Source organism: Streptomyces sp. Ncost-T10-10d (genome assembly GCF_900091955.1).
Taxonomy (GTDB): Bacteria; Actinomycetota; Actinomycetes; order Streptomycetales; family Streptomycetaceae; genus Streptomyces.
Genome location: NZ_FMDF01000238.1, coordinates 71,658 through 94,998 on the forward strand (window position 1 = coordinate 71,658; position 23,341 = coordinate 94,998).

General features: G+C 70.3%; 17 protein-coding genes. 6 read left to right on the forward strand and 11 right to left on the reverse strand.

Translation table 11 applies throughout. The features are described from left to right. The first annotated feature begins 85 nt into the window (after positions 1–85). Positions 86–1,744, forward strand: a complete 1,659-nt coding sequence (locus tag GA0115254_RS42550; protein ID WP_093900630.1) for a PucR family transcriptional regulator — start codon at positions 86–88, stop codon at positions 1,742–1,744. A gap of 22 nt (positions 1,745–1,766) precedes the next feature. On the opposite strand, the gene GA0115254_RS42555 is transcribed toward GA0115254_RS42550, so the two are convergent. From GA0115254_RS42555 to GA0115254_RS42600, 9 genes are all read right to left on the reverse strand, one after another. Beyond that, positions 1,767–3,857 (reverse strand): prolyl oligopeptidase family serine peptidase, encoded by a 2,091-nt coding sequence (locus GA0115254_RS42555; RefSeq protein ID WP_093900601.1) that lies wholly within the window; start codon positions 3,855–3,857, stop codon positions 1,767–1,769. After that, positions 3,854–5,140, reverse strand: coding sequence for an erythromycin esterase family protein (locus GA0115254_RS42560; protein ID WP_093900602.1), 1,287 nt, complete (start codon positions 5,138–5,140; stop codon positions 3,854–3,856). Before GA0115254_RS42560 ends, GA0115254_RS42555 begins: the two co-directional genes overlap by 4 nt. 30 nt (positions 5,141–5,170) lie before the next feature. After that, positions 5,171–7,030: an ABC transporter substrate-binding protein gene (locus GA0115254_RS42565; protein WP_093900603.1), complete on the reverse strand. Its 1,860-nt coding sequence runs from the start codon at positions 7,028–7,030 to the stop codon at positions 5,171–5,173. Between the two features lie 62 nt (positions 7,031–7,092). After that, positions 7,093–8,028 (reverse strand): ABC transporter permease, encoded by a 936-nt coding sequence (locus GA0115254_RS42570; protein ID WP_093900604.1) that lies wholly within the window; start codon positions 8,026–8,028, stop codon positions 7,093–7,095. After that, the gene (locus GA0115254_RS42575; RefSeq protein ID WP_093900605.1) at positions 8,025–8,975 is read right to left on the reverse strand and encodes an ABC transporter permease; all 951 of its coding nucleotides are present in this window, start codon (positions 8,973–8,975) and stop codon (positions 8,025–8,027) included. Before GA0115254_RS42575 ends, GA0115254_RS42570 begins: the two co-directional genes overlap by 4 nt. Before the next feature lie 67 nt (positions 8,976–9,042). Continuing rightward, positions 9,043–11,160, reverse strand: a complete 2,118-nt coding sequence (locus GA0115254_RS42580) for a dipeptide ABC transporter ATP-binding protein (RefSeq protein WP_093900631.1) — start codon at positions 11,158–11,160, stop codon at positions 9,043–9,045. 120 nt (positions 11,161–11,280) lie between these two features. Further along, the gene (locus tag GA0115254_RS42585) at positions 11,281–12,318 is read right to left on the reverse strand and encodes a dipeptidase (protein WP_093900606.1); all 1,038 of its coding nucleotides are present in this window, start codon (positions 12,316–12,318) and stop codon (positions 11,281–11,283) included. After that, positions 12,315–13,730, reverse strand: coding sequence for a serine hydrolase domain-containing protein (locus GA0115254_RS42590; protein ID WP_256103110.1), 1,416 nt, complete (start codon positions 13,728–13,730; stop codon positions 12,315–12,317). Before GA0115254_RS42590 ends, GA0115254_RS42585 begins: the two co-directional genes overlap by 4 nt. Before the next feature lie 866 nt (positions 13,731–14,596). Beyond that, positions 14,597–15,412 carry an SAM-dependent methyltransferase gene (locus tag GA0115254_RS42600; RefSeq protein WP_093900608.1) on the reverse strand — a complete coding sequence of 272 codons (816 nt, stop codon included), beginning with the start codon at positions 15,410–15,412 and terminating at the stop codon, positions 14,597–14,599. Positions 15,413–15,779: 367 nt separating this feature from the next. Here GA0115254_RS42600 and GA0115254_RS42605 point away from each other — a divergent pair, with 367 nt between their 5' ends. Continuing rightward, positions 15,780–17,105, forward strand: coding sequence for a TerD family protein (locus GA0115254_RS42605; protein ID WP_093900609.1), 1,326 nt, complete (start codon positions 15,780–15,782; stop codon positions 17,103–17,105). A gap of 52 nt (positions 17,106–17,157) precedes the next feature. Here GA0115254_RS42605 and GA0115254_RS42610 read toward each other — a convergent pair whose 3' ends face one another. Further along, positions 17,158–18,330 (reverse strand): glycosyltransferase, encoded by a 1,173-nt coding sequence (locus GA0115254_RS42610; protein WP_093900610.1) that lies wholly within the window; start codon positions 18,328–18,330, stop codon positions 17,158–17,160. 58 nt (positions 18,331–18,388) lie between these two features. On the opposite strand from GA0115254_RS42610, the gene GA0115254_RS42615 reads away from it, so the two are divergent. Together GA0115254_RS42615 and GA0115254_RS42620 are read left to right on the forward strand one after the other, a co-directional pair. Then, entirely contained in the window at positions 18,389–19,174 is a 786-nt protein-coding gene (locus GA0115254_RS42615; RefSeq protein WP_093900611.1) for a glutamate racemase, read from the forward strand. Between the two features lie 59 nt (positions 19,175–19,233). Continuing rightward, complete coding sequence (locus GA0115254_RS42620) at positions 19,234–19,797, forward strand: hypothetical protein (protein ID WP_093900612.1); 564 nt, start codon at positions 19,234–19,236, stop codon at positions 19,795–19,797. A gap of 63 nt (positions 19,798–19,860) precedes the next feature. On the opposite strand, the gene GA0115254_RS42625 is transcribed toward GA0115254_RS42620, so the two are convergent. Then, a complete protein-coding gene (locus GA0115254_RS42625) occupies positions 19,861–21,036 on the reverse strand; it encodes an O-antigen ligase family protein (protein ID WP_093900613.1) in 1,176 nt (391 codons plus the stop codon). 190 nt (positions 21,037–21,226) lie between these two features. Between GA0115254_RS42625 and lnt the strand changes: the two genes are divergently transcribed. After that, the gene (gene lnt, locus GA0115254_RS42630; RefSeq protein WP_093900614.1) at positions 21,227–22,828 is read left to right on the forward strand and encodes an apolipoprotein N-acyltransferase; all 1,602 of its coding nucleotides are present in this window, start codon (positions 21,227–21,229) and stop codon (positions 22,826–22,828) included. A gap of 29 nt (positions 22,829–22,857) precedes the next feature. After that, positions 22,858–23,337, forward strand: coding sequence for an NUDIX hydrolase (locus GA0115254_RS42635; RefSeq protein WP_093900615.1), 480 nt, complete (start codon positions 22,858–22,860; stop codon positions 23,335–23,337). Positions 23,338–23,341 lie beyond the last annotated feature (4 nt).

Sequence of the window (23,341 nt, forward strand, 5' to 3'; positions counted from 1 at the left end):
GACGAACGGGCTGGCATCATTACGTCATGCGCGACCAATTCCGATGCAGGTGGGCCGGGCTAGTTTCGGCCCCGTGCTCATTCCCGTGACCAGCCTTCCGCGAGCGAGCCTCGCGCGTGTCCTGGAGGAACTCGGTTCCACCCTGCTCGACGTGGTCTGCGGTGACGTAGAACGCGCCGACGGCATCGGCGGCGTCGTCATCCACGACCCACTCGACGAGCCGGAACTCCCGGACAACGCACTGGTACTGGGCGTAGCCCTGTACGACCTCTCCGACATCGCCCGAGTCGTCACCCGACTGGGGCAGCGCGGCGCCGCCGCCCTGGTGGTACGCGCGCCCCTCACCGCCGACGAGGCGCTGATCGTTGCGGCCGAGGCGTCGGGCGTGGCCGTGCTCTCCTTCGCCCGCGGCGCCTCCTGGACGCACCTGGCGGGGATGCTCCGGACGCTGACGACCGACAGCAACCGGCAGGAAAGAGACGGTCACACGGCCGACCGGATCGAGTCCGGCGACCTCTTCGCGGTCGCCAACGCGATTGCCGCGCTGCTGGACGCGCCCGTCACCATCGAGGACCGCAACTCGCGCCTGCTGGCTTTCTCCAGCCGGCAGGAGGACATCGACCCCTCGCGGGTCCAGACGATCCTGGGCCGACAGGTCCCCGAGCACTACACGCGCATCCTTGAGGAACGCGGGGTGTTCCAGGCGATCTACCGCAGCGACCGCCCCGTCTTCGTCGCGTCTCTCCCCGAGTCGGGCGACACGACACAGCCGCCCGAACTGCCGCGCGCGGCGATCGCCGTGCGCGCCGGGGACGAGATCCTCGGCGCGATCTGGGTGGTCGTCGCCGAGCCGCTGAGCGAGGACCGCAGCGAAGCGCTCTACGAGGCGTCCAAGCTGGTCGCGATGCACATGGTGTGGCAGCGCGCGGACGCGGACATGGAAAGGCGGCAGCGCGCGGAGCTGCTGGCCACCGCACTGGAGAGCGGCCCCGGATCACCCGAGGCGATCCGCCGCCTCGGGCTGAAGGACGAGCCCGCCGTCGTTCTCGCACTCACCGTCGTCGACGCGGCGAATGAACACCGGCTGCCCGCCCGTACCGCCACCGAACGCAAACGCCTCACTGACGCGTTCGCCATGCATCTGGCCGCGCTGCACCCGCGCGCCACCGCGGCGCTGATCGGCGACATCGCGTACGGCATCCTGCCCCTTCTTCCGCAGAACCGGCACGACGCCGAGGAACGGGCGGCCCGTATCGCCACCGAGTTCCTGGCCCGCGTGGGCTCCCGGCTGCGCCCCGTGATCGGCGTAGGGCCGTACGCCGAGGACAGCGCGGCGCTGGCCCGGTCGCGTACCGGAGCCGAACGGGCGTCGCGCGTCCTGCGCTCGGGAACCACCGGGCAGCCGGTCGCCCGCCTGGACGACGTCCACGTCGAGGCACTGCTGCTGGAGCTCGCCGACCTCGTCCCGCGCGGGGACCTGCCCAGCGGCGCCGTCGCACGCGTCATCGCCTACGACGAGATCCACGAGACCAACCTGGCCGAGACGCTGCGGAGTTGGCTCGACGCCTTCGGCGATGTCGCCACGGCCGCCGCCTCGATGTTCGTGCACCCCAACACGTTCCGCTACCGGCTTCGGCGCGCGGCGGAGGTCGGCCGGGTCGACCTCGATGATCCGTCCGCACGTCTCTCGGCCATGCTGCAGTTGCACCTGATGTCGCTCAGGTCCGCCCCGGACGGCGGATGAGCGGACAGGCCGTCCCGCCCGCTCATCCGGAAGCTTCCTGACGGCCCAGACCGAGTGTCCTGATCAGAAAGGCCAGCCACTCGGCGTCCTGTGCGGTCGCGACCTCGTACGACGTCGCCGCACCGTGCCCGGCGTTGTCGAAGACGTGCAGGAGGATCGGCGCGTCCCCTTCCTGTGCCGCCTGCAGGCGGGCGGCGAACTTGCGGGCATGCCAGGGAGGACACCGCGGATCGGTCGCCCCGGCCTGAAGATAGATCGCCGGGAAGACGCCGGGCCCGACCAACTGGTAGGGCGAGAGCCGCAGCAGCCGCCGTACTTCCGCAGGATCGTCCGGATCCGCCCACGCCTTGCGGATGACGAAGTCCAGATAGGGATCGCGGGTGCCCCCGATGAGGTCGAGGAGCGGCGCCATCGGCAGCACGGCACACCACAGCTCGGGGCGCGTCGTGAGGGCGATCCCGCACATGAGACCGCCGTCGGAGCCACCGGTCAGCGCGAGCCGCTCGGGTGTGGTGAGCCCTGTGGCGATGAGGTGCTCGGCGACGGTGATGAGGTCGCGGTCGCGCACGTGCTTGCGTTCCCGGTGTGCGGCCAGGTACCAGTCGCGGCCGAACTCGCCGCCCCCGCGCAGATGCGCCTGTACGAGCACGCCGCCGGCCGCGACGAAGGCGGCCATCTCGGGCTGGTACTGCGGCAGCAGAGGCACGTTCGCCGCTCCGTACGCGGAGATCAGCGTGGGCGCGGGCTGCGTCGGGTCGCTGCCCGCCGGTCGCACCACGTGGTAAGGGATCTCCACGCCGTCGAGTGCGACGGCCCGCTCGAACGTCACGTCGGCGTCGAGGGTGACCGCCGGGGCCGACAGCGTCTCGATGTCCGCCTCTCCCGGACGGTGCCGATAGACGCCCCAGGAGCTGGTCAGGGTGGAGAAGGCGAAGACGAAGTCGTCCGGGGGAGAGCCCACGGCCAGGCCGGTCAGGGCGAAGAACGGTGCGGAGAGCGCCCCCTGCCCGGGCAGGGGAACCTCCCCGGTGACGGCGCCGGAGCGGTCGAGGATCCGTACCCGGGCGCACGTCTGGTCGAACTCACTGAGGTACAGATGGTCACCGACCGGAGACAAGGACCGCAGCACCGTCTCGCCCTCCGGTACCAACTCCGTCCACGAGGCAGGGTCGTTGGGGTCGGCGGCATCCAGCGGGAGCGCAACCACGCGCCCGCGTGGTGCCGCTGCATCGGTCACCGCGATGTAGCGGTCGCCGACAATGTGTCCGGCGACGGTCCCGGCGCAGTCGGTGACGAAGGGACGCCAGGGAGTGGCGGGCCGGGACAGATCGCGTACGGCGACCGGAACAGGACTGCCCACCCGGTGACTTGCGACGGCCCAGCGGCCGTCGGCCGAGAACTGCACGAGTGTGTACTCCTGGGAGCCCTCACCGACGGGGATCGGTTCCACCACGGTGCTGCCCGCGCTGTCCCGCGTGGCGAGCCGGTGACGGTACACGGCCTGCCGGAAGTCATGCGGCGAACCGGTCAGGGCGAGGAAGAAGAAGCCGCTGCTGTCGGGCAGCCACGACACGCCACCGGCCCACGCGCTGTGCAGGACCTGCCGCGGCGCGCCGTCCAGTACGCGCCCCGAGTCCACCTCGATGAGCCGGACCGTGTTGTGCTCGCTGCCGTCGGTGCAGACGCCCAGGGCCAGGACGCGACCGTTCGGCGACGGCGCGAGCCACGACAGGAACGCGGGGTTCTGCCCGTCGCCGAACGCGGTCAGGTCGACCACGGGTCGGCCCGCGCCGAACGGCCGGTCGGCGACGACCACGCTGGGCGCCGCCGCACCGGGTGTGTTCACGGCGCGGTACCAGCGGCCCGCCGCGAACCTCGGCAGTGCCGGGCGGGACCCGGCATCGTAGGTCTCGATCAGCTTCCGTACGGCCGCAGGGTCCTGCCCGTCGTAGGCGATCGAAGTGGCGAGTTCGGCCTGTCGGCGCTGCCACCGCTGTACCTCGTCGGTCTCCGGCTCCAGCCACCGGTACGGGTCCGGCACCCGGACGCCCGCGACGTCCTCGAAGGCGTCGACGGTCCGCGCGGGCGGATACGGCGGAGGGCTGCTGTTCACTGTGACTCCGACTCCTCGGTGTCCCGGAGACCGTCAAGGTCTCGGGGACGCATGGACTGATCTGCTGGTGCATCTGCATCCGGGGCCGCCTCGAAGCCCGCTCGCGCGGCCGCGGCGAACTCGGCACGCAGCCGCTCGAACGCCCCGGGAATCCGGTTCACCTGCCTGACGTGGAGCAGTGCGTCGTAGGCAGCCGGGAAGTCGTCGACGGGGTCGAGCTCCCCACCGGCGAGCGTCCCCTCGACGCCGTCGAAGAACCCGGCGGGCGCGCGGCGCGGATCGAGGAGGGTCACCTCCGGGCCGAGACGGTCGAGCCGCGATTCGACGGACTCCGGCGTCAGGGTCCGCGCCCCGAGCGTGACGTCGCAGTCGAACGGACGCGACGACCGCTGGGTGAAGGTGACTTCGGGCCCGGAGCCGTACGTCATCCCGATGACGACGAGGTCCGCTCCCAGCTCGGAGGAGAGCAGACCGCCCAGGGTCGGCCGACCGTGCAGCGGTGTACGGCGGACGTGTGCGTTGTGGGCGCTCACCACGATGCGCCGCTCCCGGCGCAGGATCCACTCCACGCTGCGCGCCATGAACGCCTCCCGCGGATAGGGCCCCTCCGAGGAGGTCCCGTCCTCGTCGGCCTCGGCGACGAAGGCTTGGAGCGAGGCCGCGCACCACAGGGCGATCTCGGCGTCCTCGTCGTCCGGGCCGCTGTGCCGGCTGGAGCGGAGTGCGCGCTCGTCCAGTCCGCGAAGGCCGTCGAGCAGCCGGGCACGGTCCGAGGAGGACAACGCCGCGTAACGGACCGCTGCCTGCGACCGGTCGCCCAGATCGCTCAGCCGCAGCAACTCCTCGTCGCCCGGGCGTGCGGGCAGCCGGTCGAGGCAGGCACGGACCGCCGGGCCGGGGGAGGTGGACGAGCCCGGCAGGTCCATTCCGTAGAAGGAGACCTTCGCCGACCCGCCGGAGTTGCGCCGACGCATCCAGCGCAGTTGCCTCCGCATCGGCTCGCACTCGCCGAAGCGGTAGGTGACGCCGTCCCGGGCGACGGTCTCGACCCGTCCCGGCCCGCCGTCGATCCACTCGTCGACGGCCAGCCCCTCGGCGAAACCGGACTCCAGGACCAGCCCGGTGAACCCGCACTCCCGGACCAGGAACCGGAACAGCAGGTCCCTGAGCCCGTAGAACTCTGTGATGTTGTGCGCGCCCTCGCCGAGCGCCACCACCCGTGCTCCGCCGATCAGTCGACGCAGCGCAGCCATGTCCGCAGACGTGTCGTGGAACGTATCCATGACGGCTCACCACCTTCCCGCACGCGGCATTCAGTTGTGGAAGTACCAGAGTTCCGGCGTATACAGGAAGCTGAGCAGCGAGCTGAACGACGACGGCGGCCCGGAGAGACTGTTCTTCCACACGACAAGGGTGTGCGGAGTCGGGAAGTAGAGCACCGGCAGGTCCTTGCCGAGATGGGTCACCTCGGCCGACAGGGCCCTGGAATCCGCTCCGAACGTCGACGCGTCGATCAGCTTGTCCGCCTCGGCGTCGCGGTACCCGCCGAGATTGAAGCTGCCTCCCGTGTTGAACACGGTGTTGCTGCTCGGGTACCCGGCCGCCAGGTACAGCGGTCCGTAGTCCTGTGCCGCCCACTTGTTCTTGTTGGCGGGCGCGAAGGAGTTGCCGTAGTTGGTGTACAGGTAGTTGAGCGACTTGCTCACGAGCGTGACCTTGAGGCCCAGCTTCTTGGCCTCCGACGCGAAGGCGGTGTCCCGGGCGCCGACGTATGCCGGGGTGTTCGCGGAGGCGAGGGAGAAGTCGACCGTCTGCCCGCGCGGGATGCCCGCCCCGCACTCGCCGGCCCCGGTGCCCGGGCGTTGGCAGGTGGTGGCGCCGCCCGGCTCGACCTTCCAGCCGTGGTCGATGAGCAGGTTCTTGGCGGCGGCCGGGTCGTACGGGTAGGGCGCCTTGTCACCGAACGCGGGCGGGTACGGGGAGTCGTTGCCCGAGGGGGTGTAGTTGGGGGAGGCGGCACCGTTGTACACGCCCCGGCTTCCGATGTACCCCTGCTGGTCGATCAGGTGTTGCAGGGCCTGGCGGACGTACGGCTGCGCGATCACCTTGTCGAAGTGGTGGGTGGTGTTCTCGAAGTTCAGGACCAGCGGGTCGAGCCGGGCGGGCGCCGGGGCGCCGTAGACGTGGTAGCCCTTCTTCTTCAGCGCGCCGATCTGCATGATGAAGCTGGAGTCCAGCGTTCCGACGGTCAGGTTGCCGGCCTTGAACTGGTTGAGGACCGCCGGGGCGGAGGTGAACGACTTGAAGTCGACCCGGTCGAGCCGTGAGCCGCCCGGGCCGCTGTAGGACGTGTTGGGGACCAGGGAGAACGAGCCGGTCGTGGGGTCGAAGCTCTTGAGACGGTACGGGCCGTTGACCACCTGCCAGAGCGGGTTGTCGGCGAATGTGGCCTGGGACTCCGACTGCTTGGTGAGGTAGGTGTAGATGGCCTTGGCGTTCTTCGGCTGCGTGTAGTCCAGGTGCGGCCCCGAGGTGCGGGCGATGTTCCACTCCTTGGCGGGCATCACGTACAGCAGGGTCAGCATCGACATCAGGTAGGACGGGTTGTACGCGGTCGTGGACCTGAGGGTGAGCTGGTCCGACGCGGTGGCCTTCGCGGTGATGCCGTCGGGAAACTGCCCCGGGGTGTAGAAGCTCCAGTTGGCCGGGCTCTCCTTGAGTGCGGCCTTCAGCAGGGCCAGGGAGAAGACGACGTCGTCGGCGGTGACCGGCCTGCCGTTGGACCACGAGTAGTGCTTCATCTTGATGCTCACGGTCTTGCGGTCGGTGCTGTAGCGGGGCGCCTCGGCCAGGCTCAGTGCGGCGTCCGCGATCTGGTTGCCCTCACCACTGGGGCGGTAGAGGGAGCGCCACAGGAGCCCCCGGGCGATGACGGTGCCGTTGGCGGATGCCGGCGGATACGGATAGATGTAGTTGGGGCTGAGCCCTGGAGTCAGCGCGACGGTGGCCGTGCCGCCGTCCTTGGGCTTTCCGGACTCCTTCGGCAGGGTCTTGTAACCGCCCTGCAGATCCTTGGCCAGGTCGCCGCCGGTGCACGCCGTGGCCAGTACGGCGAGCACGGCGGCGAGCACCGCGAAGCGGCGTCCTCGCGCCTTGCCGGGCACATGTGTCATGGATGGCTCCCTGCGAGGTGTGGTGGAAGAGGGTGAAGAGGCGACGGTTGTGGCGAGCGGCCTCAGTCGGCCCGGCGACCGACCGCGTCGCGGAGCGCGTCCGCCAGCAGGTTGAGCCCCAGCACCGTGACGATGACGCAGATGCCGACGGGATACACCAGCCACCAGTAGTCGGCGGAGATGAACGTCGCGCCGTTGGCGAGCTGGCTGCCCCAGTCCGCGGTCGGGTATGTCAGGCCGAAGCCCAGGAAGCCCAGAGCGGCGACGACGAGGATCGCGTCGGCTACCTGGAAGGTGATGACGACGATGATCACGCTGAGCGCGTTCGGAATCAGGTGGGTGAGGATGAGCCGTGGGCGGGAGGCTCCCATCACCCGGGCCGCCAGTACGAACTCCCTTACCCGCAGGGTCAGGACCTCGCCGCGGACGAGCCGGGCGGAGACCAGCCAGGAGAACCCGCCGATGACCAGGCTCAGCGACACGGCGTTCGGGTGGAAGCGCACCGAGAGGATCAGGACGAAGAAGAGGAAGGGGACCGACAGCAGGGTGTCGACCACCCGCATCAGGAACCCGTCGACGACCCCGCCGGCGAGTCCGGCGACGGCGCCGTAGACCGTACCGATCGTGGTGGCGAACAGCGCGGCGAGCAGCCCGATCTGCAAGGACACCCTGCCGCCCGCCATGAGGCGGCCGAGCACGTCGAACCCGTTGAGGTCCGTCCCGAGCGGATGCTCGGTGCTGGGCGGCAGGGCCGCGTTCACCAGATCCACGTCGGTCTGGTTGGTCCGGTAGAGCAGGGGGCCGAGGAAGCAGAACCCGACGACGAGTATCAGAAGCAGCCCGCCGGCGAGGCCCAGCGGGTGGTGCCGCAGTGTGCGCAGCACCGGTTTCAGAGTGAACCGCTCGCGCACGTCGGTCGGTTCGACCGGGTCGGCTGCTGACGGCGCCGTGGCGCCCGCCTCCGGGGCCTCCGCTGTGTCCGTGTGTCGTGAGGTCATTTGTTCAACTCGATTCGGCTGTCGGCGGCGGCGACCGCGATGTCGGCGACGAAGTTGCCGGCCACGGTGAGGACGCCGCCGATCAGGGTGTAGGCGAGGAGCACCGGGTAGTCCTCGTGCTGCAGGCTGTTGAGGAACAGCAGGCCGAGGCCGGGGTAGTTGAAGAGCGACTCGACGATCAGGTTGCCCGCCAGGAGGCTGGGGATGAGCGTGCCGACCAGCGTGATCAGCGGCAGACAGGCGTTGCGCAGCAGGTGGCGCGTCAGGACGCTCCGCTCCGGGAGCCCTTTGGCCCGGGCGACCCGGATGTAGTCCTGGCCGAGCTGGTCGAGAGCCGACGAGCGCTGGTACTGGGAGAAGATCGCGACGCTGGTGACAGCGAGTGTGATGACGGGCAGGGCCATGGAGCGGGGATCGGTGAGGACCACCCACGAGGAGTGCGACTGGGACGCCTCGGCAGGGAAGAACGGCAGGGACTGGCTGAACACGGCGATCAGGATCAGGCCCAGCAGGAACGACGGAGTGGCGTAGAGCACGTAGGAGGCCGCCGTGGTGGCGCGGTCGACGAGACTGTTGCGGCGGACCGCCTGGAGGATGCCGAGCGGGACGGCGATCAGCAGCGCGAGGACCAGGCCGGCGAGCGACAGCATCGCGCTGCGTCCGGCGTTCTGCTGCAGTACCGTCCCCACGTTTTCGTTGAGCTTGTAGGACCTGCCCAGGTCACCGTGGGCGAGCTGGCCCAGATAGCTGAGGTACTGCGCGACGAGCGGCCGGTCGAACCCGTGCTCCCGGTTGAAGTCGGCCACGGCCTGGGGGGATGCGCGCTGTCCCAGGACCACGCGGCCCGGGTCGTCCGAGACCACGTGCAGCAGGAGGAACACCATCGCGGAGATGCCCAGCACGACGACGAAGGAGATCGCCAGCCGTCGGACCACGTACCAGCTCATGCGTGACCATCTCCTCTCCTGGAGATCCGTGGGGTCCCTGATATGCAGGGGAGTGGTGAGTGACGGTTCATCGTGCGGAGAGCTCCTCGGGCTGTGCGGCCGGCGAGTGCAGCGGGTGGTGGCAGGCGACCTTGTGCGTGCCGGTGAGGGTCGCGAGGGCGGGCTCCGTCGCCGCGCACACCTCGGTCGCCAGTGGACATCGGGTGCGGAACCGGCAGCCGCTGGGCGGATCGATGGGACTGGGCAGTTCGCCGCGCACGCGCGTGCCCGACCGGGGGCGCGGCGCGGCGGGGTCCGCCTCGGGAACCGCCGCGAGCAGCCCCGCGGTGTACGGGTGCGCGGTGGACCCGTACACCTCCTCGGTGGTGCCGGTCTCCATCAACTTGCCCAGGTACATGACTCCGACGCGGTCGGCCAGGTACCGCACGACCGCGAGATCGTGGGAGATCACGACACTGCTCAGTTCGCGTTCACGTTGGACGCGGTGCATCAGATTGAGGACCTGGGAACGGATGGAGACGTCCAGCGCGCTGACCGGCTCGTCGGCGACCAGCACCTTCGGGTCCAGGGCCAGCGCACGGGCCAGCCCCACCCGTTGGCGCTGTCCCCCGGAGAGTTCGTGGGGGTAACGCTCCAGGACGCCCGACGGCAGCCCCACGTCCCCAAGGAGCTCGCGGGCCCGGGCGGTCCGGGCGGCGCGCCTGCCGATGCCCTGGATCGCGAGGGGCTCGCGCAGGATCGCACCGATGCGCATGCGGGGGTCGAGAGAGGAGTTCGAGTCCTGGAACATCATCTGCAACTGGGCCCGGCGCGGCGCGAGTTCACGGGCACTCATACCGGTCACCGACGCACCGTCGAAGATCACCTCGCCCGACGTGGGCCGGTTCAGGGCCACGAGCATGCGGCCCAGCGAGGACTTGCCGCACCCTGACTCCCCGACCAGACCGAACGTCTCACCGGGCGCCACGTCGAAGCTCACTCCGGAGACCGCCTTGACCGTGCGGCGCCGCCCGAGGAGGCCCCGTCCGCCCACCGGGTACTCAAGTCTGAGATCGACGATCCGCAGCCGCGGCGTCGTCCCGCGTGCGGCAGGGGCCTCGGGGGCGACGGCGGGCCGTGCGACAGCCGATGCCCCTGAGCCGGTACGGGCTGCTGCCGTGGCGACCGGATGCCAGCACGCGTGGGTGTGCCCGTCCTCCTCCACCGAGAAAGGCGGTCGCTCCTCGTGACAGCGGTCCGTCGCGGCCGCGCAGCGCGGCGCGAAAGGACAGCCCGCGGGGGAGGCGGCCAGATCCGGAGGTGTGCCGGGAATGCTGAAGAGCTGCTCGCGCCGGTCCTGGGTGAGCGAAGGGATCGAGGACAGCAGCGCATGGGTGTAGCGGTGCCGGGTATGGCTGAAAAGAGCTCGTGTCGGCCCGGTCTCGGCCACGCGCCCGGCGTACATCACGCCCACCCGGTCGGCGTGCCGGGCGATCACTCCCATGTCGTGGGTGATGAGGATCATCGACATGCCCAGCCGGGACCTGAGGTCGTCCAGGAGATCGAGGATCTCCGCCTGGATCGAGACGTCGAGCGCGGTGGTCGGCTCGTCCGCGATGACGACCCGCGGCTCGCACGCCAGGGCCATCGCGATCATCACGCGTTGCCGCATGCCGCCCGAGAGCTGGTGCGGATAGTCGTCCAACCGCTCGGCGGGCTTCGGTATCCCGACCAGGTCGAGCAGCTCCGCGGCACGTGCGCGCGCGGCCTGCTTCGACGCGCCCTGGTGCAACCGCACCGGTTCGGCGACCTGTTCGCCGATGCGGCGGGTGGGGTTCAAGGCCGTCATCGAATCCTGGAACACCATCGCGATGTCGTTGCCGCGGAGGGCCCGGTACCGGTCCGCGGGGAGCCCGACGAGCTCCGCACCGCCGAAGTCGATCGAGCCGCCGGTCACCCGGCCACCGGCCGGCAGCATGCCCATCACGGCCAGGCCGGTCATGGACTTGCCGGATCCGGTCTCCCCGACGATCCCCAGGGTCTCCCCGCGATCGAGCGCCAGACTGACGCCCGAGACCGGGTGGACGATCCGGTCGCCCCGGCGGATCTCGACCGACAGATTGCGGATCGTCAGCACTCGGCTGCCGTCCGCGGGCTCACGTGCGTTCTCAAAACCATCGCTCGCGCGCACGATATGGCTCTCCATCTCCTCGACCATCCGACGATTTCGAGACACGTACTTCAGGCGTCGTTCGTCGGGTTCACTGAACATTCGGGTGTGCGTCGTTCCGATCGCACGAAGGGAATCTCCTGCCGCGCACGGTGCTCAGCCGGCGGACGCGGGCCGGCCCAGTTCGTTCCGCAGCAGGCGTCGTACGTTCTCCCCCAGGACCGCGACGATGTCGCGCTCCGGCCACCCCCGCTGTTGCAGCGCATCGGTGACCAGCGGCAGCCCGGCCGGACCCGCAAGCCCGGGCAGATAGGCGTCGGCCGGCACTCCCTCGACGAAGGTCGGCTCGCAGCACGGGGGAGTGGTGTCGGCAAGTACTTCCTTGATGAAGTCGGGACCCAGCCCGACGTGCTCGACGCCGGCCACCCCGGCAATGTGCTCGATGTGGTCGATCAGCCGGCCGATCGAGTAGTCGCTCTCGTGCAGGTACGGAGCGAAGAAGTTCACGCACACCACTCCGCCGCCCGCGGCGACGCCCCGGATCTGCTCGTCGTCAAGGTTGCGATGGTGGTCGAAGAGCGCCCGTGCGCCGGAGTGCGTGGCGATCAACGGCCGTGAGGACAGCTCCAGGACGTGCTCGACCCCGGACGCGCCGAGATGGCTGATGTCGTAGAGCATGCCGAGGCGCTCCATCTCGGCCAGCGCCGCGACCCCGGAGCGGGTCAGCCGGCCGCCCGTCGCGTCCTCGCCGCTGCCGTCGGCCAGGGAGGTGCGACCGAAGTGCGCCAGGGACGCGATCCTGACCCCCAGCCGGAACAGGGTCTCCAGTAGCTCCACGTCCTCGCCCACGCCGGGTGCGCTCTCCAGTGCCAGCACCAGGGCGATCCGGCCCTCGGCCAGCGTCCGGTCGACCTGGGCGCCGTCCGTGCACAGCGTGACGGCATCGGCGTTGCCGGCCGCGAGCCGGTGCGCCGCCTCGATCATGCGCAGCGTGCGGCGGAGCGCCCCCTCCGGCCGGTACGGATCTTCGACGAACACCGGCAGCGCCTGAAGGTTCACCCCGCCGGCCCGCAGTTGCGGCAGCCAGCGCTCCCGGAAGAACTCCGCCCAGCGGTCCACCGGCCGGGCGACCACCGCACACAGCAGGTCGTTGTGCAGGTCTGCCACGATCGCGCGTCGGTGCAGCTCGTTCATCGCTGTGCCCGCCGCTCGGCCCGGCCGGTGTGCAGATACAGCGCGTGTCCCTGCCCGTCGTCACCGAGGAAGGCGAGCGGCGCGTGGACCCCGCGCTCCGGCTCGACCGGGATCAAGGTGTCACCGCGCCTGCCGACCAGCTCCGTGCGGTACGGCGCCTCGTCCAGTTCGGCGATGGCTCCGCGAGGAGTGCGCTCCAGCCACAGCCGCCCAGCGGTGTCCCGGCTCACCGTGGTCTCGGCGGTGCTGGACGTGTACGTACCGACGTACCGGGACGTCTCCGCAACGGGAGCGCCCACATCCGGCACCGGCGAGGCGGGCAGACCGACCCCGGCGAGTTCACCGAGGACCCGGCCCGCGATCTCCGTGTACACGCGCCGTGACAGGCCGCCGTTGGTGAGGATCGCCACCGCGACATCCCGCTCCGGCACTAGGCGCAGGAACGCCGACTGACCGATGGTGTTCCCGTCGTGTCCGATGACCGTGCCGCCCGAAGACAGGTCGAAGAGCTCCCAGCCGAGCCCCCAGGCGGCGCCCTGGTCGATGTCGGGAAGCGTGATCTGTGGCCGCCGCATGGCCCGGACGGTCTCCGGGCGGAGCACGGTCACCCCGTCGGGGCCCCGGCCTCCGGCGAGGTGCATCCGGGCGAAGGCCAGCAGATCGCGCGCACGCATCGCCAGCATCGATCCGGCCGGTGCGTTCGAGCGTGCCAGGGCCCACACCGGCGTCGGCTCGAGCGGCGCCCCCGGCACCGTCTCGATGTGACCCACTGCCGTGCGGTGGACGATCGCCTCGTAGGGGTCACTCGCGGTGTGACTCATACCCAGCAGAGTGAACAGGTGCCGCCGGGCGCAGACGTCGAACGGCTCCTCGCGCAGCACCTCGACGATCCGCCCGAGCACGCAGTACCCGGCGTTGTTGTACGAGAACATCGCGCCCGGCTCGAAGAGCTGCGGTACGTCCCGCAGGACGCCCAGGTACTTTTCCAGGCAGTCGTCACCCTTGCCGGTGTCGGTGAAGATGTCCCCCTCGAAACCCGCGACGTGACTCAGCAGATGCCGCGTGGTGATCCCACGCGCCGCTTCCTCGTCGGCGATCCGGAACTCCGGCAGGACGGCCCGTACGGGAGCGTCCAGATCCAGTCGTCCCTCGTCGGCCAACTGCATGACCAGCGTCGCGGTCATCACCTTGGTGATCGACCCGATCTGGAAGAGAGAGTCCACCGTGGCGTCGACCCCGGTGGCCGTGCTCAGCACACCGGCCGCGGATTCGACCCATTCATCACCGGCTTGGACCGCCACGGCTGCCCCGGGCACCTGGCTCTCGACGAGCAGATCCGGCAACCGGCGGCGCAACCAGGCACCGACCTCCTCCAGCTTGTTCAGCTGTTCCGACCCGCCCAGCTTCTGCACGGCATCCCTCCCTGCTCGACTGCGCAGGAGCTTAGGACCTGCGGAAACCGCCCTCTTCGTCCACTCCCACCACATGCGGCCCGGGCATTGGTGCGACTGGCCGAACCGGGCGGCTCGCCGCTTCGACGGGTGGGGGAGCAGGCTTGTGACGACGCGGCCTCCCAGGCCCTCCCGCGTCTCAGCCCGCATATCGCCGACCGGCCGCGTCTCCTCGGCGAGCTACGACGCGTCCTGCGTCCGGGCGGGTGGCTGCGCGCCCGCCCGGTACGGCACTTCCACAGCTGTACCGGATGCTGCGCTCAGCCAGGACTTGTCCGGCCGATCAAGTACCCCCGGACCGACACGGTGGTCGAGCAGGGGCGGTCGCGCCGCCGTCCCGGCCGCCGACGAGGGGGGAGACGTTCTCCGGAGCCATGGCTCCTGAAGGACTGGAAGACCTACGGGCCCGGGGACTCGGAGAGCGGCGACATCGTCTTCCAGGGGAAGCACGCCGACGGGAACTGGCCGTCCTTCTACCTGATGGCCAAGCGCAACAGCATCGCCTTCCGGTCACCCACGCTCGAACCCGGCCAGTCCGGGCTCAGCCACGATGTCGGTCGCGGCCGGGAGGAGGGAAACGATGCGTGCGGCTTGCGTTACGCGGTCAGGGAGTTGCCAGAATCTTCCGGGATGCAGGCATCGGACCCGTTTCTCCCATCTGCCGCGGCAATCATGCCTGGCTTCAGGGCCGCCACGGAATCCGGTTCAGCTCAGAGCGGCGTTCGTGGCAGGTTGTGACGTCGGCCACGCGTGCGTGTGACAAGACCGCCGTCTCGCACGAGATGGCGGTCTGTCTGGTTGCACGCGTGCCCCGGTTCGTCAGGGTGTCACGGCTTGCGGGCGAGGCCGCCGTGCTCGCCGATGGGTTCTGGAGTGGGGGAAGTGGGGTCCGGGCGCCAGAAGGGGACCGAGACGACCCCGGGGTCCAAAAGTTCCAGGCCGTCGAAGAACGCCGCGATTTCGTCGACGGGGCGCAGGAAGTACGGTACGGCGCCGGTTTCGTTGTACGCGTCCTGGGCCTGTTCGTAGTCGGCGTCGGTACCCCGTGAACCGTCGTTGATGGCGAGGTAGCTGCCGGACGGCAGTCCGTCCATCAGGCGGGTGACGGTGTCACACGCATGGTCGTAGTCGGCGACGTGGCCCAGGATGTTGCTGAGAATCAGGGCGGTGGGGCGGGTGAGGTCCAGCGTCTCGGCGGCGGCCGCCAGGATGCGATCAGGGTCGGACAGGTTGGCGTCGACGTAGGCGGTCGCCCCCTCGGGGGTCGAGGTGAGCAGGGCACGGGCGTGCGCGAGGACCAACGGGTCGTGGTCGACGTAGACGATCCTGGTCTCGGGGGCGAGCCGCTGGGCGACCTCATGGGTGTTGTTCACGGTCGGCAGGCCGGTCCCGACGTCCAGGAACTGCCGGATGCCTACCTCGGTGACCAGGTACGTGAGGGTGCGGCGCAGGAAGGCGCGGCTGCTGCGGGCGATGGTGACGATGCCGGGGAAGACGGCGCTGTATGCGTCGCCGGCTTTCTCGTCAACGGGGTAGTTGTCTTTCCCACCCAGCCAGTAGTTCCAGATCCGGGCCGAGTGTGGCACCGACGTATCGATCTTCTGATGCGCCGCCGGTCCGGGCGATGTGGCGTGGTCGTTCATGGGTACCGTCCGTCTTTCAACCGAGGCGTGAACTGTCAACGCACAACCTACGTCCCAACAACCTGGATACGTACATCAGTTCACGTCTCCGTGGGCTCGATCAGCGCTGATTCCCCGAACAGGTCTCCACCCGGTCGGTAGGAGAGCCCACACCGGCAGCCTCGCGGCCGGCCCGATCCATTGGCGGCGTTCTGCTCGCTGTGGCTGGTGTCCGGGCGGTGGGACGAAGCCCAGACCGACGGCACGCTGGTGGAGAGCGGTTACCGATGCATCGCCGGACGGTGACTGCGCCGATGTAGGCCCCGCGAGGAGCGGGGGATTAGGTTGGCGGAGAGCGGAGAAAAGTCTCCGGGCAGTCGGACTCGCGATGGGGGCGGGCATGACCATGCTAAAGGGAGCCAATGTTCCGGTGTCGGCTCACGCCGTGCGGGTCGAATTGGGGTGGCGCGCCTCCCCGGGGACACCGGACGTCGATGGCTCGGCGCTCCTCGTCGTGTCGGGAAAAGTGCGCAACGACGCCGACTTCGTCTTTTACAACCAGCCCTCCCACGCATCCGGCGCGGTGCGTCACGAGGGCAAGCGGACCGCCGATGACGGGGTGACGGACAGTCTCGCGGTCGACCTGGCGCGCATCGAGCCGGCCATCGAACGCGTGGTCCTGGCAGCCTCCGCGGACGGCGGAACCTTCGGGCAGGTGACGGGGCTGTACGTACGGATCACGGACGCCGCGGACGGCTCGGAGATCGCGCGCTTCGACAGCGCGGACGCGACGGTCGAGACCGCATTCATTCTCGGCGAGTTCTACCGACGCCAGGGTGCCTGGAAATTCCGTGCCGTCGGTCAGGGATACAGCACCGGCCTCGAAGGTCTCGCGACGGACTTCGGTATTTCCGTCGATGAACCACAGCAGCCCCAGCCGTATCAACAACCCCAATCGCCTCAACAGACCCAGCGGGGAACGCGGGCCGGCCATCTGCCGCCACCCCCGCCGGTCCTTCCGCCCGCACCGCCGACGGCGCCACCGGCACCTCCCGCACCCCCGGCCACCCCGCCGGTCCGTCTGTCGAAGGTGACTCTCACCAAGGACGCGCCATCGGTCTCCCTGGCCAAACAGGGCGGCACTTCGGGAGCACTCCGGGTCAATCTCAACTGGGAAGTGCGCAAACAGTTCAAGGGCTGGGGAAGCAAACTCGGCAGAGCGGTCGCCAACCACGCGGACCTCGACCTCGATCTCTGCGCCCTCTACGAACTCACCGACGGCCGCAAGGGAGTCGTACAGGCGCTCGGAAACGCGTTCGGCGCACTCCGGCAGCCCCCTTATATCCATCTCGACGGAGACGACCGCACCGGCGCGGTCTCCACCGGCGAGAACCTCACCGTCAACCTCGACCAGAAGGACAAGTTCCGCCGCGTTCTGATCTTCGTCACCATCTATGAAGGCGCCCGGAGTTTCGCCGATCTCCATGCGACCGTCACCCTCCGCCCCCAGCACGGCGCCCCGATCGACTTCTCCCTCGACGAATGCACCGTCCCGTCCACCGTCTGCGCGCTCGCGCTCCTCACGAACAACGGGGGAGACCTCACGGTGCAGCGCGAGGCCCGCTACCTCGTACCCGAGCGCGGAGTGAGCCCGCAGCGCACCATCGACTACGCCTATGGGTGGGGCATGAACTGGACACCCGGCCGTAAATGACCCCCCTCGGGTCCGGCCTGCACTGCGGCCATCGGCCCACGGACGGCTCCGCTCAACGGTCCGGCGCGGCCTCGGGGCGGGCGTACGTACGCCCCTTCCAGGCCGCGCCCCGCCCCCGATGGTGCTGAACCGCCGAATCGACCGTCATCAGCAGATACAGCACAGCGGTGAACGGCAGCAGCGGCGCCAGCCACAGCGACTGCCGGTAGTAGGCCAGCATCGGCATGTACGTCCCGGCCATCACCGCCCACGCCATCCCGCCCGCCCACGCCGCCACCGGAGCACCGCCCAGCAGCCCGGCGACGAGCGTGACCGGCGGCGCGAGATAGACCAGTGCGAGCCCCAGCACCGTCCCGAGGAGCAGCGGCGGGCTGTGCCGCAACTGGGCGTACGCGCTCCGTGACACCATCCGCCACAGATCCGCCAGCCACGGATACGGCCGGACGCTGTCCACCCGCTCCGCGAGCCCCAGCCAGATCCGGCCGCCGCTGCGCTGCACCGCCCGCGCCAGCGACACATCGTCGATCACCGCCTGCCGGATCGACTCCGGCACCCGCGCCCGGTCCGCCGCCCCGGTCCGCAGCAGCACACATCCACCCGCCGCCGCAGCCGTCCGCGCCCCCGCCCGGTTCACCCACCGGAACGGATAGAGCTGCGAGAAGAAGTACACGAAGGCCGGTACGACCAGCCGCTCCCAGACACTCGACACCCGCAGCCGGGCCATCTGCGAGACCAGGTCGAACCCGCCCGAGACGGCAGCGGCGACCAGCCCCCGCAGGCTGTCCGGCTCATGCGCGATGTCCGCGTCCGTCAGCAGCAGGAACTCCGGCTCCCGGGTCCGGGCCATCGAGATCCCGTGCCGCACGGCCCAGAGCTTGCCCGTCCAGCCGGACTCGGGCTCACCGGGCGACACCACCGTCACCGGCAGGCCCCCGTACCGTACGGACAGCGCACGGGCGACGTCCCCGGTGCCGTCCTTGCTGCAGTCGTCGACGAGGAAGATCTCCGCGGCCCCCGGATAGTCCTGCGCCATCAGCGACGGCAGACTCACCGGCAGCATGTCGGCCTCATCACGTGCGGGCACCACGATCGCCACGGACGGCCAGCGCTCCGGGGCCTTCCGGCGTGGCAGCCGCTGATCGGTCCGCCAGAAGAACCCTTGTCCCAGCAGCAGCCACACCCATGCGGCCAGCGAACCCACGGCGATCCAGGCAACGGCACTCATTTGCCGCAGTCTGCCCCACTGCGACGGAACCGCAAGGGCGGTCGACTAAGGTGACCGGGTGAAGATCGCGCTCATGGATTCCGGAATCGGCCTGCTCGCGGCCGCCGCCGCGGTACGCCGGCTCAGGCCCGACGCCGATCTGGTGCTCTCCTCGGACCCCGGCAGCATGCCCTGGGGGCCGCGTACCCCCGAGGACGTGACCGCCCGCGCGCTGGACGTGGCCCGCGCGGCCGCCGCCCACCGGCCCGACGCACTGATCGTCGCCTGCAACACGGCCTCCGTCCACGCTCTGCCTGCGCTCCGCGCCGAGCTGGAACCCGCACTGCCGGTCATCGGCACGGTGCCGGCCATCAAGCCGTCCGTCGCCGGTGGCGGCCCCGTCGCGATCTGGGCCACGCCCGCCACCACGGGCAGCCCCTACCAGCGCGGACTCATCCGGGAATTCGCCGGCTCCGTCGCCGTCACCGAGGTCCCGTGCCCGGGTCTCGCCGACGCCGTGGAGCACGCGGACGAACCGGCGATCGACCGGGCCATCGCCGCAGCCGCCGCACTCACCCCGCGCGATGTGCGGGCCGTGGTCCTGGGCTGCACCCATTACGAACTGGTCGCCGAACGCATCCGCGCAGCCGTGCGGCAGCCCGGTATGCCTCCGGTCGAGCTGCACGGCTCCGCCGGTGCCGTCGCCGCCCAGGCACTGCGCCGAATCGGGGCCGAACCCGCTCCGTCGGCCGAATCGGCCGACGGTCTCACCGTCCTCCTCGGCGGGCGCACCGCCGAGCTGCCGGAAACCGCTCTGGCCTACGCCGAGGGGCAGCTGCTGGGGGCCGTCAGCCCCGCTCGCTGACCCGGCGAAGGCCGTGCGACCCATCCCCGGCGTGCGGAATCTTAAGTACGCTGCTTGACATGAGGGACCACCCCCGAAAACCGAGGCACACCGGAGCCGACCCCCACTCCGACGTCTGGATCGGCCGGGCCACCAACCGGGCCCAGTGGGTGCTCGCCGCCGCAGGCGCGGCCTGTCTGGCGCTCGGCATCCAGTTGGCCGTCACCTCCGACTGGGCCTCGGGAATCGCCCCGCTGCTGATGTCGGTGATCGGCTGCGTCGCCGCCGGACTGCTCATGCTGTTCGGCACACTCGCTTTTGTGAACGTGGCCGTCAGGGTCGACGGGGACGCTCTCGAAGTGCGCTGCGGCCACATGGGCCTGCCGCGCCGCCGGATTCTGCTCACCCATGTGGTGGGCGCGGAGTTCGCACCCCAGGTCACCCCGCGCCAGTGGGGCGGCTGGGGTTACCGCTGGCGCCCCGAGCAGGGTACGGCCGTGGTGGTCCGCAGAGGCGAGGGCCTGGTGCTCCGACTCGGTGACGGCAGGACGTTCACCATCACGGTCGACGACGCGGAAGCGGGCGTACGGTTCATCCGCGAACGCCTGCACCTGTCGGCGACCGGCACACCGGCCGGGGCCTGATCGCGGCCCGATGCGTCGGTTCCGGGACTCGCGCCCGGCTCAGAGCGGGGTGGAGCGGTCCGTTCACCGTGTGCGGCGGACTGCGTCGCCGGGACGGTTGGCCGCCCCGTCCGCGCCCTCCGGACCACGTGCCTGATGTATGTCATCCGGACCACGTGCCTGATCCGCACGATCCGGTCCACGTGCCCCGTCCGTACCGTCCGCTCCTGCCGTACCGTCGCCGATGGGCCGCCGGGCCGACGCCAGCCCCGCGAGCAGCCCAGCGCCCGCGGTCACCGGAGTGAAGCTCAGCGCATTGCCGACGCTCGCCAGCACCGCGAGTGCGGTGAGGGCGGCGCCCGCCGTCAGGACGACGGCCGTCGTGCGGGGCGACCGCCACAGCACGTACAGCAGCCAGCCGAAGGCCGACCCCAGCAGCCCCACCCCCACCACCCCCTGCTCGGCCGCCTGCTGAAGAGGCGCCGAGTGTGCCTTGCCGTCGGAGTGGACGGTCTGCTCCACGGTGGGGCTCAGCTCGGCGAACCGTCCGGGGCCGATGCCCAGCACCGGATGTTCGCCGGCCAGCTCCAACGCGTCCTGCCACAGCAGCACCCGGTGCGCGGTGAGCGGACCCTCCAGGGACACCATGAGGCCCTGGGGCAGCGCGTCCGCGGCGACCGCCCATGACATGGCGACGACGAGACCGGTGGCCAGGGCGAGCCCGGCGAGGCCGAGCAGCCGCTGCCGCATCCTGGTGGCGGCCAGCGAACACAGCAGCACCCCGAGTGCCGCGGCGAACCCGGCCACCGAGCGCAGCGCCAGCGCGGCGCAGGCTGTGCCGAGCGCCAGCAGCCGCAGGGAGAACCGCAGCGGTGCCTGCCGGGACGCCGCCGCCGCGCAGCAGGCGGCGCCCGCGGCGAGCACCAGCAGTGCGGCGGCAGCCCCGGCGTGACCGGGCGCCGTGTCCACCGTGGCCGTGGCGTCAGGCATGCCATGACGCGAGAGGAGCCCCAGGAGGAGCGCCCCCACGGCGGCCACCGTGGCCGTCGCCACCGGCAGCAGCGTCCCGCAGATCCGTCCGCAGGAGAAGCCCGCGGCGACGGCGAGCAGAGCCAGCAGGACACCCTCCGGGCCGGTCTCCCGTCCGCCGGCGCTGATCAACGACCAGATCGCGCAGGCGGCGAGGATCACGGCCCCGGCTCCGTCGGAAGCGTTGCCGCGTTCCCGCGCCCGGCCCCGCCCCGCTGGTGCAATCGTCACGTTCGCCCCCGACTTGTGACAGTCCCGTCCGCGATCGGCCGGACACGGCCGATCGGTGGGGGGCTGGCGGACACGGTAGTGCCAGCGGCCCGGATCTGTGCGGGAAAGTGGCGAAACGATCCGGCGCCAGGCGTTCCATCACGCGAGCGGGGCTGCCTGACACCCGGCCGACCACCGTAGACTCCGCCGGGTGAGCGCCACCATCACCCCAGTCGACGACCCGCAGCGGCCCGCACCCACCCCCACGTCCCGGGGAAGACGGGTGATGCCGCGGCTCGTACGGCCTGCAGCCGCCGTGATTTCGGGAGTGCTGCTGTACCTGAGCTTCCCGCCCCGGCCCCTGTGGTGGCTGGTTCTTCCCGGCTTCGCCCTGCTCGGCTGGGTGCTGCACGAACGCAGACTGCGCGCCGCGTTCGGCCTCGGCCTGCTCGCCGGACTGGGCTTCATGCTGCCGCTGCTGCACTGGACGGGCGAAGAGGTCGGTCCGGTGCCGTGGCTGGCGCTCGCAGCGGCGGAGGCGCTGTTCATCGCGGTCGGCTGCATCGGGATCGCCGCCGTCTCCCGCCTCGCCTGCTGGCCGGTGTGGGCCGCCGCTGTCTGGATCCTCGACGAGGCGATCCGGGCCAGGGTGCCGTTCGGCGGCTTTCCCTGGGGGAAGATCGCCTTCGGGCAGGCGGACAGCGTGTTCCTGCCGCTCGCGGCCGTGGGCGGCACGCCGCTGCTCTCCTTCGCGGTGGTGCTGTGCGGCTTCGGCCTCTATGAAGCGGTATGCCGGTTCCGTACCTGGCGCAGCACGCGTGAGGTGCCCCGGGTCGCCGTCGCCGCAGCCGCCGCGACCGTCCTCGTACCCGTCGCCGCCGCATTCGCCGCCCTGCCGCTCGTGGACGACTCGGCCGAGGACGGCACCGCGACCGTCGCCGCGATCCAGGGTAATGTGCCGCAGCTCGGACTCGACTTCAACGCCCAGCGCCGCGCCGTCCTCGACAACCATGTGCGCCGCACGGAACAGCTCGCCCAGGACGTGAAGGCGGGCAAGGTTCCCCAGCCCGACTTCGTCCTGTGGCCGGAGAACTCCTCCGACCTCGACCCCTACCGGAACGCCGACGCCCGGATCGTGATCGACGACGCGGTGAAGGCGATCGGCGTACCCACCGTGATCGGGGCGGTGGTCGAGCCCGACACCGGCAAGCTGCGCAACACCCTCATCCAGTGGGATCCGGAGAAGGGGCCCGTCAGCACATACGACAAGCGGCACATCCAGCCGTTCGGCGAATACATCCCGATGCGCTCCTTCGTACGCCTCTTCAGCTCCGACGTGGACCGTGTACAGCGGGACTTCGGCCCCGGAAAGCAGGTCGGTGTCTTCGATCTGGCGGGTACGAACGTGGGGCTCGTGACCTGTTACGAGGCGGCGTTCGACGACGCCGTACGGGACACGGTCGAGCACGGCAGCCAACTGATCGCCGTACCCAGCAACAACGCCACCTTCGGGCGCAGTGAGATGACCTATCAGCAGTTGGCCATGTCCAGGGTGCGGGCGGTCGAGCACAGCAGGTCCGTCGTCGTCCCCGTCACCAGTGGGGTCAGCGCGGTCATCCGTCCCGACGGGACGATCGTCCAGCAGACGAAGCTGTTCACCGCGGACGCGCTGGTGGACAAGGTGCCGTTGCGGTCCTCGCTCACGCCCGCGACCCGGATGGGTACGCTCCCCGAAGGAGTCCTCGCACTGATCGCCGTGGCGGGGCTCGGCTGGGTCACCGTCCGTTCGGTACGGCTCCGGCGGAGCCGCTGATCCACTTCGTGCCACGTAGGGTCGGGCCCATGGCTACTCCTGATTTCATCCGCGAGATCCGCGCCACCGCGGGCCAACAACTGCTCCTGTTGCCGGGGGTCACCGCCGTGGTCTTCGACGACGAGGGCCGAGTGCTCCTCGGACGACGTTCCGACACCGGCAAGTGGTCGGTCATCGGCGGCATCTGCGAGCCGGGTGAGCAGCCGGCGGCGACGGCGGAGCGTGAGGTGTACGAAGAGACAGCTGTGCGCTGTGTGGCGGAGCGGGTGGTGCTCACACAGGCCCTGGAACCGGTGCAGTACGCCAACGGCGACCGCTGCCAGTACCTGGACGTCACCTTCCGCTGCCGGGCGACCGGCGGCGAGGCACGCGTCAACGACGACGAGTCGCTGGAGGTGGGCTGGTTCCCGGTGGACGCGCTGCCGCCCTTGAACGAGTTCGGGCTCTTCAGGATCAAGCAGTCCCTGACCGACGAACCCACCTGGTTCGAGCCCACTGCCCAGCAGTGACATC

Bases quoted from the DNA above. Each gene is read 5' to 3' on its own strand.
- GA0115254_RS42560 (WP_093900602.1), bottom strand. From the start codon at position 5,140: ATGGATACGTTCCACGACACGTCTGCGGACATGGCTGCGCTGCGTCGA.
- GA0115254_RS42620 (WP_093900612.1), top strand. From the start codon at position 19,234: ATGAGGGACCACCCCCGAAAACCGAGGCACACCGGAGCCGACCCCCAC.
- GA0115254_RS42565 (WP_093900603.1), bottom strand. From the start codon at position 7,030: ATGACACATGTGCCCGGCAAGGCGCGAGGACGCCGCTTCGCGGTGCTC.
- GA0115254_RS42605 (WP_093900609.1), top strand. From the start codon at position 15,780: ATGGGGGCGGGCATGACCATGCTAAAGGGAGCCAATGTTCCGGTGTCG.
- GA0115254_RS42580 (WP_093900631.1), bottom strand. From the start codon at position 11,160: ATGGAGAGCCATATCGTGCGCGCGAGCGATGGTTTTGAGAACGCACGT.
- GA0115254_RS42600 (WP_093900608.1), bottom strand. From the start codon at position 15,412: ATGAACGACCACGCCACATCGCCCGGACCGGCGGCGCATCAGAAGATC.
- GA0115254_RS42575 (WP_093900605.1), bottom strand. From the start codon at position 8,975: ATGAGCTGGTACGTGGTCCGACGGCTGGCGATCTCCTTCGTCGTCGTG.
- GA0115254_RS42585 (WP_093900606.1), bottom strand. From the start codon at position 12,318: ATGAACGAGCTGCACCGACGCGCGATCGTGGCAGACCTGCACAACGAC.
- GA0115254_RS42570 (WP_093900604.1), bottom strand. From the start codon at position 8,028: ATGACCTCACGACACACGGACACAGCGGAGGCCCCGGAGGCGGGCGCC.
- GA0115254_RS42610 (WP_093900610.1), bottom strand. From the start codon at position 18,330: ATGAGTGCCGTTGCCTGGATCGCCGTGGGTTCGCTGGCCGCATGGGTG.
- GA0115254_RS42635 (WP_093900615.1), top strand. From the start codon at position 22,858: ATGGCTACTCCTGATTTCATCCGCGAGATCCGCGCCACCGCGGGCCAA.